Source organism: Fundidesulfovibrio agrisoli (assembly GCF_022808715.1).
GTDB lineage: Bacteria > Desulfobacterota > Desulfovibrionia > Desulfovibrionales > Desulfovibrionaceae > Fundidesulfovibrio > Fundidesulfovibrio agrisoli.
In genome coordinates this window covers 47,621-62,894 of sequence record NZ_JAKZKX010000022.1, presented here as the reverse complement: position 1 = coordinate 62,894, position 15,274 = coordinate 47,621, and the positions used below count along the sequence as shown (strand labels likewise).

Here is a 15,274-nt window from a genome sequence, read left to right as displayed (position 1 = left end):
GGCGTCCAGCGCCGGGAGGGTGCCCTTGAGCAGGTAGGTGGTGAGCACGCCGGCCAGGTTGTAGGGGTTGGGCGAGCAGCCGGGCACGTTGATGAGGGGGACGCTGCCCAGGATGCCCAGGTCGCCCACGCCCTTGGCCCCGGTGGGGTTGGGAGCGGCCGCGGCCAGCCCGCCGTAGGAGGAGCAGGTGCCGTAGGCGATGACGGCCTTGGCCTTGGGCAGCACGCGCTGGGCGATGGAGAGCATGGTCTCGCCGCCGATGGTGCCGTAGGCGCCGTTGTTGGCCGTGGGGATGGAGCCTTCCACGATGGCGAAGAACTGGCCCGCGTTGGCGTTGACCACGTCGCTCAGGTGGCCGGTGGCGGCCAGGCCTGCGGCGGCCATCAGGGTCTCGTGGTATTCAAGAGATATGGTGTCCAGAATCAGGCTGTCGGGCGTGGGGTTGGACATGCGCAGCAGCGATTCCGTGCAGCCCGTGCATTCGCTGAAGTTCAGCCAGACCACGATGGGCTTGGGCCCGGTGAGCGCCCTGGCCACTTCGGCCATGCCCGTGGGGCCGAGCCCGATGGTGACGGCCACGGCCGTGCAGAACTTCAGGAAGGAGCGCCGGGATACTCCCGGAGGGCAGGGGATGTCTTTGGCGGAGGTCGATGTGCGTGCGTTCATGAGTACTCCTCGTAGGTGGACCGTTATCGCGTGAACAGGGTTCGACCCATTCCAGTGCTCTGTCCGTTTCGAATCAGGGTCCCCCGTGGGTCCGGATCTTTCCGGAGAGGAGGACGATCACCACGCCGAACTCCAAGCGGTTATTTCATTGGTGAAAGTCGGCGCTAATAATAATTCCGGATTTGTGAGGAGGGAAGGGCTCACACACGACAAATTTGAGCCTTTGCGAAAATTTCTCTATTTGCCACAAATCCAGGGCCGTAGCCAGGGCAAAATCGGCCTGCACTCGAGATCTAGCGAAAAAATTCTCAGCCAGGAATAAAAAACTAATAGTATTAATTCCTTGTAATAGCCGGTTCATTTCTGTTTTTGGCATGTTTCGGCCAATCACTGCCGGAAAAGTTCCCGCTCCGACCGTTTCCGCCCTGTCCGGCTGGGGCACTCCGCTCGCGCCATGGAGTCGGGAAGCGGCTGTCAGACTTGATTTCCGGGTCGCCCTGCCCATCCTGGGGGGCTCCGCCGCCTGCGGAGGGGGCATGTCCCTTCCGGGGCTGGCCCGGGCTGCACTCATGCAAGTGAATGATGAACATCCCTTACATTCCGGGGGGGATGGAGTCGCCGCATCTTGATGCGGGCGTCGGCCCCTTCGAAGCGTCGGGAAACAAATGGGGCCCCCAGGCGGGGGCCCCGGTTACACGACTGTGGTTGATTCGCCCTAAGGGACGGTGACCAGCGTCTCGGCCTTGCCTTCAGCGTCGATCAGGTGCACGCCGCAGGCGATGCAGGGGTCGAAGGAGTGCACGAGGCGCAGGATCTCCAGCGGTTTGGTGGAGTCAGCGATGGGCAGGCCCACCATGGACGCCTCCACCGCGCTGGGCACGCCCTGGGCGTCGCGGGGGCCGAAGTTCCAGGCCGATGGCACCACCATCTGGTAGTTCTTGATCCTGGAGGAACCGTCGGTGGAGAGCCAGTGGCCCACCGCGCCGCGCGGAGCCTCGCCCAGGCCCACGCCGGAGGCGTTGGCCGGAACGGTGTTGCTGGCGTAGGTGGAGAGGTTCTTGGCGCTGATGTTGCTCTTCAGGGTGTTGAGCCAGCCCACCATGGCGGTGCCGATGACCTGGGTCTCGATGGCCCGGGCCGCGGTGCGCCCGAGGACGGAGAACATGTCGTTGATGGTCAGGCCCAGGGTCTTGAGCAGGGAGTCGACCGCGGGTTTGATCTGGGCGTGGTTCTTGCCGTAGGCCACCATCACGCGGGCCAGGGGGCCGACTTCCATGGGCTTGCCCTGGTAGCGGGGGGCCTTCAGCCAGGAGTACTGGGCCGACTGGTTGTAGCCGGTGTAGCTCGGGGAGGTCACGCCCGAGGCCGGGTTGAGCGGGCTGGACTTGGCGTACCAGGCGCGGGAGACGTCCTCGGTGATGGAGGCGGTGTTCACGGCGGCCACGCTGGTGACGGCCTTGTTCATGATGACGCCGCCGGGCATGAAGTTGTTGCCGGAGCCGTACTTGTCCGTGGGGAACTCGCCGAAGGCCAGCAGGTTGGGGAAGCCGCCGATCTTGGCCCACTCGGGGTACTGCTTGGCCAGGTAGACCACATCAGGAATGTAGAAGTTCTTGATGAAGTCGTTGGTGGCGGTGAGCTGAGTGGTGAAGTTGGTGATGTTCGCCGCCACGGCCAACTCGTTGCCGCTGGTCACGCCGCCGGGGATGGTGACGTGGGGGTGCGGGTTCTTGCCGCCGAACAGGGCCATCATCTTGGCGGTGTTGGCCTGCTGGGCCAGGGCCTGGAGGTAGTGGGCCACGAACACCAGGTTGGCTTCCGGCGAGAGCTTCATGGCCGGGTGGCCCCAGTAGCCGTTGGAGAAGGGGCCGAGCTGCCCGGAGTTGACCAGGTTTTTCAGCTTGGTCTGCACGGCCACGAAGTCGATGGTCGGGGCCGAGGGCGAGATCTGCAGGGCTAGGGCCGCGGCGGTCGTGGGGTTGGCCGTGAGGGCCTTGGTCACGTCCACCCAGTCCAGGGCGTGCAGATGGTAGAAGTGCACGATGTGGTCGTGCAGGAACTGGGTGCCCTGCAGCAGATTGCGAACGATCTGCGCGTTGGCGGGCACGGTCAGCTTCATGGCGTTTTCGATGGCGGTGGTGGAGGCCTGCAGGTGAATGTAGGTGCACACGCCGCACAGCCGCTGGGTTATCAGGGGCGCGTCGCGGGGGTCGCGCCCGGCAAGGATCATTTCGATGCCCCTGAACAGGGTGGCCGAAGCCCAGGCCGAATCGACGGTGCCGGCGGTGCCGACCTTGGCGTCGATGCGCAGGTGGCCCTCGATGCGGCTGATGGGATCGAGGGTGATGGTCCCGGGGGCCGCAACCGTGGCGGCGGTCGTGGCCGTGGTCGTGGTCGTCGCGGCGGCGGTTGTGGTGGAGGTGATGCCGCCGAGCAACGAACTGCCAGTGGAAGTGGTGGTGGTTGTAGCCATATTGGTTAACTCCCTGAGAAGATCGGATTAATCGCCGCCGGCGGCAACAGCCTGGATCTTGCTGTGGTTGCTCGAAGCGAACTGGGTGCCGAAACTGCTGCTGTAGAACGAAGTGTTGGCGTCCCAGAAGCCCGGGTTGGAGCAGCCGATGCAGTGGTGGACGGCCTGGATGTCCCAGGAGGTGCCGCTGTTGAACTTGGCGGTGGGGCAGTTGTTGTAGGTGACCTTGCCCCTGCACCTGTAGTCCTCGAGGCAGCCGTGGGGGCGGGGGCACTGGCTGTGCACGGTCCTGCCGAAGGCGAAGGTGGGGCGCTTGTAGGCGTCCAGCGCCGGGAGGGTGCCCTTGAGCAGGTAGGTGGTGAGCACGCCGGCCAGGTTGTAGGGGTTGGGCGAGCAGCCGGGCACGTTGATGAGGGGGACGCTGCCCAGGATGCCCAGGTCGCCCACGCCCTTGGCCCCGGTGGGGTTGGGAGCGGCCGCGGCCAGCCCGCCGTAGGAGGAGCAGGTGCCGTAGGCGATGACGGCCTTGGCCTTGGGCAGCACGCGCTGGGCGATGGAGAGCATGGTCTCGCCGCCGATGGTGCCGTAGGCGCCGTTGTTGGCCGTGGGGATGGAGCCTTCCACGATGGCGAAGAACTGGCCCGCGTTGGCGTTGACCACGTCGCTCAGGTGGCCGGTGGCGGCCAGGCCTGCGGCGGCCATCAGGGTCTCGTGGTACTCAAGGGATATCGTGTCCAGAATCAGGCTGTCAGGCGTGGGGTTGGACATGCGCAGCAGCGATTCCGTGCAGCCTGTGCATTCGCTGAAGTTCAGCCACACCACGATGGGCTTGGGCCCGGTGAGCGCCCTGGCCACTTCGGCCATGCCCGTGGGGCCAAGGCCGATGGTGACGGCCACGGCCGAGCAGAACTTCAGGAAGGAGCGCCGGGATACTCCCGGAGGACAAGGGATGTCTTTGGCGGAAGGCACGTTGCGGTTTTTCATTGCGACTCCTCGTGGGTGGCGCGCTTCTTTGCGGAGGCCAGCCCGGTTTGATTCAGCGCCCGTTCAAAGATTTGTTTCTTCCGTCCAGGCCCCGGACCAATCCGGGCTGGAGCGGCTCGTCAACGTATCAATGTTCCAGACGAATATTAGCTTGAAGCTGCTTGGCCCTAGGAATTGTTACTACTCTCAGGCCACATAAGGGCTCCAAAATCTGTGCGAAAGGCAAACCGAAAGACATATCACAGTATAGGGAGCGTTGCCAAGCTGAAACAAGCTTACGGCCGCTTCCTATCGGACTGGTTACGGTGAAGGAACTAAAAAAAGGGAGTATGAATTCCTTGTAACTGCGGGTTCATGATGGATAAAACGCAAAGCCAGCCCGGATTCGACACTCGGGGACGAATGAAAACCAGGGACAGGGGCTTGGCATGCATCGTGCTTTCGGGGCGCCGCGACATGAACAAGATGACAGCCCGGAAGCGGGGAATTGATGCGCCCAACCTGCCGCACGGGGCCGGTTTCGGGCATTTCCAGGCTGGCGAGCAGCTCCTGCGCGGCGAGGTGTCCGCATGGACCACAGGCAGCGGCGCACGGAGCGGAGCCCGGCCGGATCGCCCGGAGGCGGCCCTGGCCCGGATCCGTCTTGCCGACGGTGCGGCTGCTGTTCCTGCTGGTGGTGATGTCCATGATTTCCTCGCCTGTTGTTTCGTGGCCGCCCGCCCGGCAGTGGGGTTCCGGCATTCCGGACCGGCGGCGTACTGCTCCGGCCCTCCTGCTCTAGCGGCTTTGCTTGCCTCCCTAAGAGCATTCGCCGTGCCAACTGATGAGAAGAATGCCGACTACCTCGATATTAAAAAGGATTTATTCCTAGTCGCGCGATAGCTGCGCGATCCTGGGGCCCAGGAACCTCCAATTCGTGGAGGCGCGTCAACAAGCCGTGAGGGCAAAATTGTGGAGCTTTGAGGCTTCCACCCCGTGATTGACCATGTTTTCCGGTGCTTGCGCGATGTGCGTCGAACGCCGGGCCAGGAGGCCTCAAACCGTGCCTCTCCGGATTTTGACGGTCTGTCTGCGTGTATATTCCGTGACGAATCCCACCTATTTTGGTAGAAAAGATGATTTTTCTTTCCGCAGCGGGGGGCAAACCCCTCCCGGGCTGACAACGAGCCCCCGCTGACGAAGGATTGACGGCCCGTCCGCCCCGGCGGGGATGCCGCCCCATGTCGGGGGAGGCGCATCATGACCGTGGCGGTAGGGTATCTGTCGCTGGCATTTTCCGAGCCTCGTGGTATAATAAGAGGATGAGCCCCCCCTGGGTTAACCCATCCGGAGACCACATGCGGGACAGTCGCAGAACCACCGAGCAGCTATCGACAGACCTGGCGAGGACGCGCGCCAGGCTGGCGGCCTGCGCGGCGCGCTGCCGGGCGGGTTCGAGAGACCGGGCCAGGTTGGCCCAACTGGCCGAATTCGTACTGAACAATCCCTCCCCCGTGCTGCGTGCCGGAATGGACGGCGGCATCCAGCGCCTCAACCCTGCGGCGAAGCGCGTACTGGGGCAGGGGGCTCTTGGCGCGTCCGTCTTCGATGTCCTTCCCGGGCTTGAGGCCGCGGTGCTGGAGCGCCGGGGCGAGTGGGCGCCGCTGTGCGTCGAGGCGGGGTTCGGGGGCAGGTGGTACGCCTTCCACGTGGTCCGCGCGGAAGCGGGGGACGCGCTCTACATCTACGGCAACGACATCACCCAGAGGCGCCAGGCCGAGGACACTCTTCGTCTGACTCAGGAGGTCCTGGCCCGCAGCGAGGCCCTGCTCAACCAGACCGAGAGGCTCGCCCAGGTGGGCGGCTGGGAGTTCGATCTGCTCACCGGGGAGATCACCTGGACCAGGGAGCTCTACAACATCTTCGGCGTGGACAGCGCCGTGTACGACCAGGGCGATTACAAGCGCAATTTCGATTTCGTGGACGCAGCCTGGAAGCCCTCCCTGGAGAATGCGTTTGAAATCCTGATCGCCGATGGAACCCCGTTCGACTTGGAATTGCCCATCACCACGGGGGACGGCCGCCGCCGGTGGGTGCGCGCCACGGCGGAGGCCTGGCGTTCAGGGGGCAGGGTCGCGCGCGTCTACGGCAACATCAAGGACATCACGGAGCTCAAGCAGTTCGAGCAGTTCCGGGAGGACGTTGAGCGCATTATCCGCCACGACATCAAGACCCCCCTATGCGGCCTGCTGAGCTTGGCCGAATTGGTCGTGGCCAGAGGCGTATCCGAACGTTCGCTGCAACTCTTCCCCGATCTGGTGCGGGCCGTGCGGCACGTCATGGACATCGTGGACTCGTCCGAGAAGATCTGCCGCATGGAGAAGGGGGACTACGTCCTCCGAGCCACCTGGTTCGAGCTGGGGGCCGTGGTGGAAAGGTTGTCGGAAACGCTGGCCCCGCTGTTCTCCCGCAAGGGCTGCCGCCTGGTCAGGAACGCCCCGCCGGAGTCCGTGATGATCCGCGGGGAGGAGTTCCTCGTGGCGGACATGCTCTCCAACCTGGTCAGGAACGCGGTCGAAGCCTCGCCCGAGGGCGGAGAGGTCGCCGTGTCCTGGGGGGCTGGGCCTGGGGGGGCCTTCATGCGCATCCACAACATAGGCACCGTGCCCGAGGCCGTGCGCGAGCGTTTTTTCGAGAAGTACGTCACCAGCGGCAAGTCCCAGGGCACCGGGCTCGGCACGTACAGCGCCCGATTGGTGGCCGTGGCCCACGGCGGGACCATCGGGTTCAGCAGCAGCGAGGCCGAAGGGACGACTGTCGAGGTCACCCTGCCCGTTCCGGCGGAAGGCCGCCCCGCCCGTTGAACCACGCGGCCCCGCGCCGGATGGCGTCCGATGCGGGCCGGGCGGGACCGCGCCATTCCGGCCCGGGCAGAAAACAGCCTGCCCGGCATGCTCTTGCCCTGCGGGCGGCCGGCCTGCCGCGATCAGCGCGTCGGATCGCGTGCGGTGATTGCCAAACCCGGAGTTTCGGGACAATGTGGCCCGAAATCGCCGTACCAGAGAGCCCATGGACACGCCCAACCCCGACCCCCGGCGCACTCCCGGCCAGCCCCAGACCGAAACCGGGAGCCTCGGCCGCCTGAACCATGAGCAGCTTCGTCTTTTCTTCGACACCATGGTGCAGGGGGTTGCCTACTGCAAGATGGTGTACGAGGGTGATATCCCCTCTGATTTTGTCTATGTGGACGTCAACCCGGCCTTCGCCACTCTGACCGGGCTCGAGAACGTGACGGGCCGGGCCGTGTCGGAGGTCATCCCCGGCATCAGGGAGCGCGACCCCGGCCTTTTCTCCATCTACGACCGCGTGGCTCGCGGCGGCGCGCCGGAGCGCTTCGAATACTATCTCGAATCCCTTGAGAGTTGGTTCTCCCTGGCGGTGTTCTGCCCCCAACCCGGCTACTTCGTGGCCGTGTTCGACATCATCACAGAGCGCAAACGCACCGAGCAGGCCCTGCGCGAGAGCGAAGGCCGCTACCGCCTGCTCATAGAGAGCGCCGGGGACGCCATCTACGTCTCCGACCGCGGCGGCAGGCTCGTGGATGTGAACGCCTGCGCCCTGGAGCAGACCGGCTACACCCGGGAGGAATTGCTGGGCCTGCACATCGGCGACGTGGACCCGGAGTACCAGCGCCAGCCCGAGATTCCATCCCTGGAGGACATGTCCCACGCGGGCGGCGGCATCTTCCAGACGACGCACAGGCGCAAGGACGGCACGGTCTACCCGGTCGAGGTCAGGGTCGCCGTGCTGGATCTCGACAAGGAGCCCCACTTCATGGGCATCGCCCGCGACATCTCGGAGCGCCGGGAGATGCAGGAGGCCCTGATCCAGTCCGAAAAGATGATGAGCGTGGGAGGGCTGGCCGCGGGCATGGCCCACGAGATCAACAACCCCCTGGGGGGCATCCTGCAGAACGTGCAGGTCATCCGGCGCCGCCTCACGGAGGATTCGGCCCAGAACCACCTGGCCGCGCGGGAGGCCGGGTGCCCGTGGGAGTCCATCGGCCGTTTCATGCAGGCGCGCGACATCTTCCGCTTCCTGGAGAGCATCCACGAGGCCGGCACCAGGGCCGCGAGGATCGTGAACAGCATGCTGGAGTTCAGCCGCAAGAGTGACGCGGTCTATGACTGGGCGGACATCAACGACCTGCTGGACAGCTCGGTGGCGCTCTGCTCCACGGACTACAGCCTGAAGAAGAAGTACGATTTCCGCAAGCTGGCCATCGAGCGGGACTACGCCCCAGGGCTGCCCAAGGTGCTGTGCTCCAAGTCGAAGATCCAGCAGGTGTTCATGAACATCCTGGGCAACTCCGCCCACGCCCTGGCTGGCGCGCCCTCGCCCAGGATCACCCTGCGCACCCGCGGCGCGGGCGACTGGGTGCGCATCGAACTGGAGGACAACGGGCCGGGCATGGACGAAACCACCCGGCGCAAGGCCTTCGAGCCGTTCTACACCACCAAACCCGTGGGCGAAGGCACCGGGCTTGGGCTCTCCGTCTCCTACTTCATCATCACCAGCAACCATCGGGGCACTATCGAGGTGGACTCCGAACCGGGCAAGGGCGCGCGTTTTCTCATCCGCCTTCCTGTCTCCTCCGAGCCGAGGGAACCAGCCTCCAGGTAATGAAGGGCAGCGCCCCGCCGGCGCGCCATCTGGCTGAATGCTTGTTCAGCGGATGCCCACTGGGGCCTTCATATTTCCGGGTTCCGGCCGTCACTCCCTTTCCACAACCATCCTCTCAGGACGCTTCCGCATTGGAGTAACGCGGTAGGGATTTAATTATTCTTCACGCTTTCAGCATGTTCCGCGGGCATGTTCCTGCGGCTCGATAATTGGCGTTGACACGGCGGTTGAAAAGCTTGACTGAATGAGCATTCAGTCAGGAGCCAGCATGGTAAAGGATACGGTCGAGTCCATTCTTGCGGCGGCCACCTCGCTCTTCGCCGAGAGGGGGGTGGGCGGCGTTTCCCTGCTGGAGGTGGCCAAGAGCGCCAAGGTCTCCTCCGGGCTGATCATTTACCACTTCAAGTCCAAGGATAATCTGCTTTTCATCGTCACCAGGATGATCCTCTCGCGTCTGCACCGCGACGCGCTTAAGGCCATGCGCCCGGATATGACCCACCTGGAGGCCGTGCACGCCTTCATCGACAGCCTTTTCGCCTTTGCCGGGGAAAACAGCGACAGCGCGGTGTTCCTGGCCAAGTGCAACCCATTCATGCGCCTGAACCTCACCAGGTTTCCCCAGACGGAGCTTGTGGTCCTCAAGAACCAGCTCGTGGGGCTGGCGCTGTCCAGGGTGCGCCAGGGGGTGGAGGACGGAGTCTTCAACGCCATCTCGGAGGATGCCCTGGAGTTCATCCTCTGGTCCATGCTGCTGGGCGTGTGCCGTTCGTTCAGCCAGGAAACCGACAAGGGCGAACTCGCCCGGGAGCTCAAGGAGCTCCTGACATACAGGCTTACGGGCTCCCTCCGGGGCCAGTCGCGGCATTCGCAAGGCGAACAATCCAATCAGGAGGCTGTACGGTGAAGAATCTGAAACTGGGGATGAAAATCGGCTTGGGCTTCGGCATTCTCCTGCTCATCGCCTGCTCCCTGGGCGGCATGGCCATGATGAACATGCTCTCGGTGGGCTCCCTGGCGGATCGGCTGGCCCAGGAGATTGCTCCCGAGGTGGCCGTCGCCAACCAGGTGGAGCGCAACTCGCTCAACACCATGATGGCCATGCGAAGCTTTGCGTTCACGGGCGAAGAAACCTACTGGCGCGCGGCATCCGAAGGCCTGGGTGCAGTCGAGAAATCCCTGCAGCAAGCTCGTGACCTTGCCCAGAAGTATCCCAACCTGGTGCATCTCAAGGACAATGCAGCAAAGGCAACTGCCAAGCTGGCGGAGTACAAGGCTCTTGCGGAGCAGACGTTCGCTCAAGACAAGGCCATTGACGAGACCCGGAAGCAGATGGACCAGGCAGCCCAGACCTTCATGAAAAACGCCGGCGTTTATCTTGAAAGCCAGAACTCTTCACTTGCGGAAGCGGCAGCCAAGGGGGCCGTCGCCAGCCTGGAAGCGTCGGAACGCCTGAAGAAGATCACCCTCATCAATGAGGTGATTGAGCTTGGCAACGGCGTCCGGGTGGCCAACTTCAAGGGCCAAGCCTTGCGCGACCAGAAACTGATAACGGCGGCGATGTCTAATTTCGACCAGATCACCGCCAAGATCAACGCCCTCCGCCCGTTGACGCATCTGCCCGTGGCCACCCAGGCCTTGAATGAAACCGCCAAAGCCGCCGAGGCGTACAAGGAGGCCATGCTTGGTTTCCTCAAAAACTACAAGACGTTGGAGGATTTGGGCGCCAAGCGCAACGCCGCCGCCGCCGAGGTGCTCAAGGCCGCCGAGGAGACCTCCACCTACGGCGTGAAGATCACCGAGGAGCTCACCGCCGAGGCCTCGCACAGCCTCTCCCGCGCCTCCACAGTCATGGTCGTCGGCCTGGCCGTGGCCCTGATCCTGGGCATCGTGGTGTCCATTGTCATCACCAGGGGCATCACCAGGCCGGTCATCGAAGGCGTGAACTTCGCCCAGAAGATGGCTCAGGGCGACCTGACCCAGACCCTCGACGTGAACCAGAAGGACGAAATCGGCGTGCTGGCCGACGCCCTGCGCACCATGGTCCAGCGCCTGAGCGAGGTCATGGGCGAGGTGGTCGAGGGCACCAACAACGTGGCCTCCGGCGCACAGGAACTGGCCGCCACGTCGGAATCGCTCTCCCAGGGCGCGTCCGAGCAGGCCGCCAGCGTGGAGGAGGTCTCCTCCTCCATGGAGGAGATGGCCTCCAACATCCAGCAGAACGCCGACAACTCCGTGCAGACCGAGGCCATGGCCCTCAAGGCCGCCAAGGACGCCGAGGAGGGCGGACAGGCTGTGACCCAGACCGTGGGCGCCATGAAGCAGATCGCGGAGAAGATCTCCATCATCGAGGAGATCGCCCGCCAGACCAACCTCCTGGCGCTCAACGCCGCCATCGAGGCCGCCCGCGCGGGCGAGCACGGCAAGGGCTTCGCGGTGGTCGCGGCCGAGGTGCGCAAGCTGGCCGAGCGCTCGGGCCACGCCGCGGCCGAGATATCCTCGCTGTCGTCCGAGTCGGTGGCGGTGGCCGAAAAGGCCGGGCAGATGCTCGGGGCCATCGTGCCCGACATCAAGAAGACGGCCGAGCTGGTGCAGGAGATCTCCGCCTCCTCCCGCGAGCAGAACGCCGGTGCGGATCAGGTGAACAGGGCCGTGCAGCAGCTCGACCAGGTGATCCAGCAGAACGCCTCCGCCTCGGAGGAGATGGCCTCCACCTCCGAAGAGCTCTCCAGCCAGGCCGAGCAGTTGCTGGCCACCGTGAGCTATTTCAAGCTCAAGGACGGGCAGACCGGCCGCCGTTCGGCCCCGAAGGCCCTGCCCCAGGCGGCGCAGCGCCCTGCGGCGCAGACCCAGGCCAGAAGGGCCAAGCCCGCAGGCAGGGGCGTGGTGCTGGACATGGGCGCCGAAGGCCATGACGACGACTTCGAGAAATTCTAGCCCCAGGAGCCCGAAGTGAGCGACGCCAACAACCAATACCTGACCTTCACCCTGGGCGAGGAAGTGTTCGCGCTGGAGATCGCCTCGGTGCGCGAGGTGCTGGAGTACTCGTCCATCACCAAGGTGCCGCGCACCCCTGAGTACATCCGGGGAGTCATCAACCTGCGGGGCCGCGCCGTGCCCGTGGTGGACGTGCGCCTCAAGTTCGGCATGCCCGCGACCGAGCGCACGGTGAACACCTGCATCATCATCGTCGAGGTGGAGCTCGAAGGGGAATCCACCGTGCTCGGAGCGCTGTCCGACTCGGTCAAGGAAGTCATGGACATCGAACCGGAGAACATCGAGCCCGCGCCCAGGATCGGCACCTCCATCAAGGCCGATTTCATCAAGGGCATCGGCAAGCACGGGGAGAGCTTCATCATCCTTCTGGACATCGACAAGGTGTTCTCGGAGGAGGAGCTGCTCCAGCTCGCCGGAGCGGGCGCGGAGCCGGAGGCGGCCGCCTGACGCCGCCCAGCGAATGAAATGAGGCCGGCCCCACCCGGCCCCGCATGCCGCGCCGCGTCTGGAAATCTGTAAAGGCGCGGCGGCGCGGGGCCGGGTGGCCGGCATTTTCGCCCGGCGCGCCCATGCCGGCGGCGCGCGATGCGAGCCCCAGCCGAGGGGGCGTCCATCAGCCCCCGCAGGGGGCTTGTGCCCCGGCGGGCGGCGGCGTACATATTCCCGGCTGCCGCGCCTCCGCGCGCTATCTGGCTTGGGGAGACTGTCATGCTTCGTCCGTATTCCACCCAGTTTCCTGCCGCCCACGGCATCCCGGGCGCGTGTGCCCATACCCCGGCGCACGGAGCCGTAAGCCGATGAATTTCCACAGCGACACGCCGGAAAGCCGCATCGGCAAGCGCCTGCTGCGCCAGGTGCTGGTGTTCAGCCTGGCCCTGCTGGCCGTGTTCAGCCTGGCCCAGTTGGCCATGGAGTACACCCAGGCCGTCTCGGGCATAGAAAAGAGCCTGGAGGCCATTGGCCAACGCTACGGCAAATCCCTCTCCACGGCGCTCTGGGAGTTCGACAAACACCAGCTTGCCGCCCAGCTCGAGGGCATTCAGTCCCAGCGCTTCGTAAGCTATGTCGGCGTGACCAGCGACGACGAGACCGTCATGGAGCTGGGGCAGAAGGCCCAGAAGGGCGCGATCACACGGGAGATCGCCCTGGTCTACACCGGGAGCCAGCGGCGGGTGCCCGTGGGCACGCTCACGGTGCAGGCCTCCCGCGAGGGGGCCGCGCGCGAGATCGTGGAGCGAACGCTGAAAATGAGCCTGCTCTACGCGCTCATGATCTTCCTGGTGGCCTTGTTCATCTTCAGGCGCTTCCAGCAGCAGGTGAGCAGGCACCTAGCCGACGCGGCGGCCTTCCTGCAGAGCACCGGCATCGAGGACCTGGGCCGCCCCCTGGACCTGGACAAACCCTGGAGCGGCGACGAGATCGACATCCTGTCGGACGCGCTCAACGCCATGCGCGCCAGCCTGCGCGAGAGCTACCAGCGCATGCACGACGCCAGGCAGGAGGCCCAGGCCAGCGAACTGCGCTACCGCGAGCTGGTGGAGAACGCCCGGAGCATGATCCTCAAGATCGACAAGGGCGGGCGCATCCTGGAATTCAACGAATACGCCAGCGAGGTCTTCGGGTACAAGCCCGAGGAGGTTCTGGGCCGGCACGTCCTGGATACGATTGTGCCCCGGACGGATATGGCCGGGGAGAATCTCGGTGCCAGGATCGAAAACATCCTGGCGTCCCCCGGACTGGAGTCCGCGTCCGAGAACGAGAACATGCGCAAGGACGGCAGCCGTCTGATCGTGGCCTGGAACAACAGGCCCTTCTTTGGCGCGGACGGGGAATTCCAAGGCTTCATCAGCGTGGGGCTGGACGTCACGGAGCGCAAGCGCGCCGAGGAGGCACTGCGCGAAAACCGCCAGGTGCTCGAAACCATCCTGAACTCCGTGCCCCAGTCAATCTTCTGGAAGGACAGGAACAGCGTCTACCTCGGCTGCAACAAGGCCTTCGCCCTGGCCGCCGGGCTGGAAGACCCTGCGGAGATCGTGGGCAAGACCGACTTCGACCTGCCCTGGCTCCCCGAGGAGACGGAGGGCTACCGCGCGGACGACAGGCTGGTCATGGAGCGCGGCGAGCCCAAGCGCAACTTCGTGGAGCAGCAGATGCAAAGCGACGGCAAGCGCATCTGGGTGGAGACGAGCAAGCTCCCCTTGCTCGACGCCCAGGGCCGGGTCAGCGGGGTGGTGGGCATCTACGAGGACATCACCGAACGCAAGACCGCCGTGGAGGCCCTGCGCGAAAGCGAGGACCGACTCGAATCCGTGCTGGACGGCAGCCAGTTGGGCTTCTGGGACTGGGACATGGAGACCGGCCGCGTCCACCGCAACGAGATGTGGGCCCGGATTCTGGGCTACACCTTGGACGAGGTCAGGTCGGCCACCGGGCAGTGGACGGAGCTGGTCCACCCCGAGGACAGGGAGATGGCCCTGAAATCCCTCCACGACCACCTGGCGGGCAGGACGCCCATGCACCGGGCCGAGTACAGGATGCGCGCCAAGGACGGAAGCTACCGCTGGATCCTGGACCAGGCCCGGGTGGTCAAGTACGACGCGCAGGGCAAGGCCCTGCGCATGAGCGGCACGCACACGGACGTCACCGAGCACCGCACCATGCAGGAGCTCATGATCCAGACCGAAAAGATGATGAGCGTGGGCGGGCTGGCCGCGGGCATGGCCCATGAGATCAACAACCCCCTCTCCGCCATCCTGCAGAGCGCGCAGGTGGTGCTCTCGCACTTCTCCCCCGAGCGCAGGGCCAACCTCGCGGCGGCGCAGGAGAGCGGCTGCACCATGGAGTCCATCCTGGCCTACGCCCGGAAGCGCCAGATCATCTCCTTCCTCGAAGGCATCCGGGAGGCGGGCATCCGGGCCGCGCGCATCGTCTCCAACATGCTGGAGTTCAGCCGCAAGAGCGAATCCAGGCGGGCCCCGGCGGACGTCAACGCCCTGCTGGACAAGGCCGTGGAGCTCGCCCTCTCGGACTATGACCTCAAGAAAAAATACGATTTCAAGAAGATACGCATCGAGCGCCAGTACGCCCAGGATCTGCCGCTGATACCCTGCACGCGCACGGAGATCGAGCAAGTGGTGCTCAATTTGCTCAAGAACTCGGCCCAGGCCCTCACCGGGCTGCCGCAGCGCGAGGAACCCAGGACCATCACCCTGCGGACCAGCCTCGACGGGGAGTTCCTGCGCATCGAGGTGGAGGACAACGGGCCCGGCATGCCGGAGAACGTGCGCAAGCGCGTGTTCGAGCCCTTCTTCACCACCAAGGGCGTGGGCGAGGGCACGGGGCTGGGGCTTTCGGTGTCCTATTTCATCGTGGTCACCAACCACCGCGGCCTCATCGAAGCCCATTCCGAGCTGGGGAAGGGCACGCGCTTCACGGTGTCGCTGCCGCTCAAGTGAGGGGATGAGGGCGGACCGCGCCCCCGCCGCGCTGGCCTTG

At 64.9% G+C, this 15,274-nt stretch carries 9 protein-coding genes and 1 pseudogene; 7 read left to right on the top strand and 3 right to left on the bottom strand.

All coding sequences use genetic code 11. The annotated features are described in order from the left end of the window. The 3 genes and pseudogenes from MLE27_RS14485 to MLE27_RS14475 form a co-directional block, all read right to left on the bottom strand. Positions 1 to 666 (bottom strand): hydrogenase small subunit (locus tag MLE27_RS14485; protein ID WP_243312805.1); only part of this gene is annotated, 666 nt, incomplete at its 3' end. Positions 667 to 1,381: 715 nt separating this feature from the next. Next, positions 1,382 to 3,139 carry a nickel-dependent hydrogenase large subunit gene (locus tag MLE27_RS14480; RefSeq protein ID WP_243312804.1) on the bottom strand — a complete coding sequence of 586 codons (1,758 nt, stop codon included), beginning with the start codon at positions 3,137 to 3,139 and terminating at the stop codon, positions 1,382 to 1,384. A gap of 96 nt (positions 3,140 to 3,235) precedes the next feature. After that, positions 3,236 to 4,123, bottom strand: a pseudogene (locus MLE27_RS14475) (hydrogenase small subunit); the annotation flags it as partial. 456 nt (positions 4,124 to 4,579) lie between these two features. Here MLE27_RS14475 and MLE27_RS14470 point away from each other — a divergent pair. The 7 genes from MLE27_RS14470 to MLE27_RS14440 all read left to right on the top strand — a co-directional run bounded on the left by MLE27_RS14470 (position 4,580) and on the right by MLE27_RS14440 (position 15,234). Continuing rightward, complete coding sequence (locus MLE27_RS14470) at positions 4,580 to 5,005, top strand: hypothetical protein (protein ID WP_243312803.1); 426 nt, start codon at positions 4,580 to 4,582, stop codon at positions 5,003 to 5,005. Positions 5,006 to 5,460: 455 nt separating this feature from the next. Continuing rightward, positions 5,461 to 6,966 carry a sensor histidine kinase gene (locus tag MLE27_RS14465; RefSeq protein WP_243312802.1) on the top strand — a complete coding sequence of 502 codons (1,506 nt, stop codon included), beginning with the start codon at positions 5,461 to 5,463 and terminating at the stop codon, positions 6,964 to 6,966. Between the two features lie 205 nt (positions 6,967 to 7,171). Then, positions 7,172 to 8,785 carry a PAS domain S-box protein gene (locus MLE27_RS14460; RefSeq protein WP_243312801.1) on the top strand — a complete coding sequence of 538 codons (1,614 nt, stop codon included), beginning with the start codon at positions 7,172 to 7,174 and terminating at the stop codon, positions 8,783 to 8,785. Between the two features lie 268 nt (positions 8,786 to 9,053). Beyond that, on the top strand, positions 9,054 to 9,689 hold the full coding sequence (locus tag MLE27_RS14455) for a TetR/AcrR family transcriptional regulator (RefSeq protein WP_243312800.1): 636 nt from the start codon (positions 9,054 to 9,056) through the stop codon (positions 9,687 to 9,689). Continuing rightward, on the top strand, positions 9,686 to 11,719 hold the full coding sequence (locus MLE27_RS14450) for a methyl-accepting chemotaxis protein (protein WP_243312799.1): 2,034 nt from the start codon (positions 9,686 to 9,688) through the stop codon (positions 11,717 to 11,719). The genes MLE27_RS14455 and MLE27_RS14450 overlap by 4 nt, the downstream gene beginning before the upstream one ends. Before the next feature lie 15 nt (positions 11,720 to 11,734). Then, positions 11,735 to 12,226 (top strand): chemotaxis protein CheW, encoded by a 492-nt coding sequence (locus tag MLE27_RS14445; protein ID WP_243312798.1) that lies wholly within the window; start codon positions 11,735 to 11,737, stop codon positions 12,224 to 12,226. Positions 12,227 to 12,576: 350 nt separating this feature from the next. Next, positions 12,577 to 15,234, top strand: coding sequence for a PAS domain S-box protein (locus MLE27_RS14440; RefSeq protein WP_243312797.1), 2,658 nt, complete (start codon positions 12,577 to 12,579; stop codon positions 15,232 to 15,234). Positions 15,235 to 15,274: the final 40 nt, after the last annotated feature.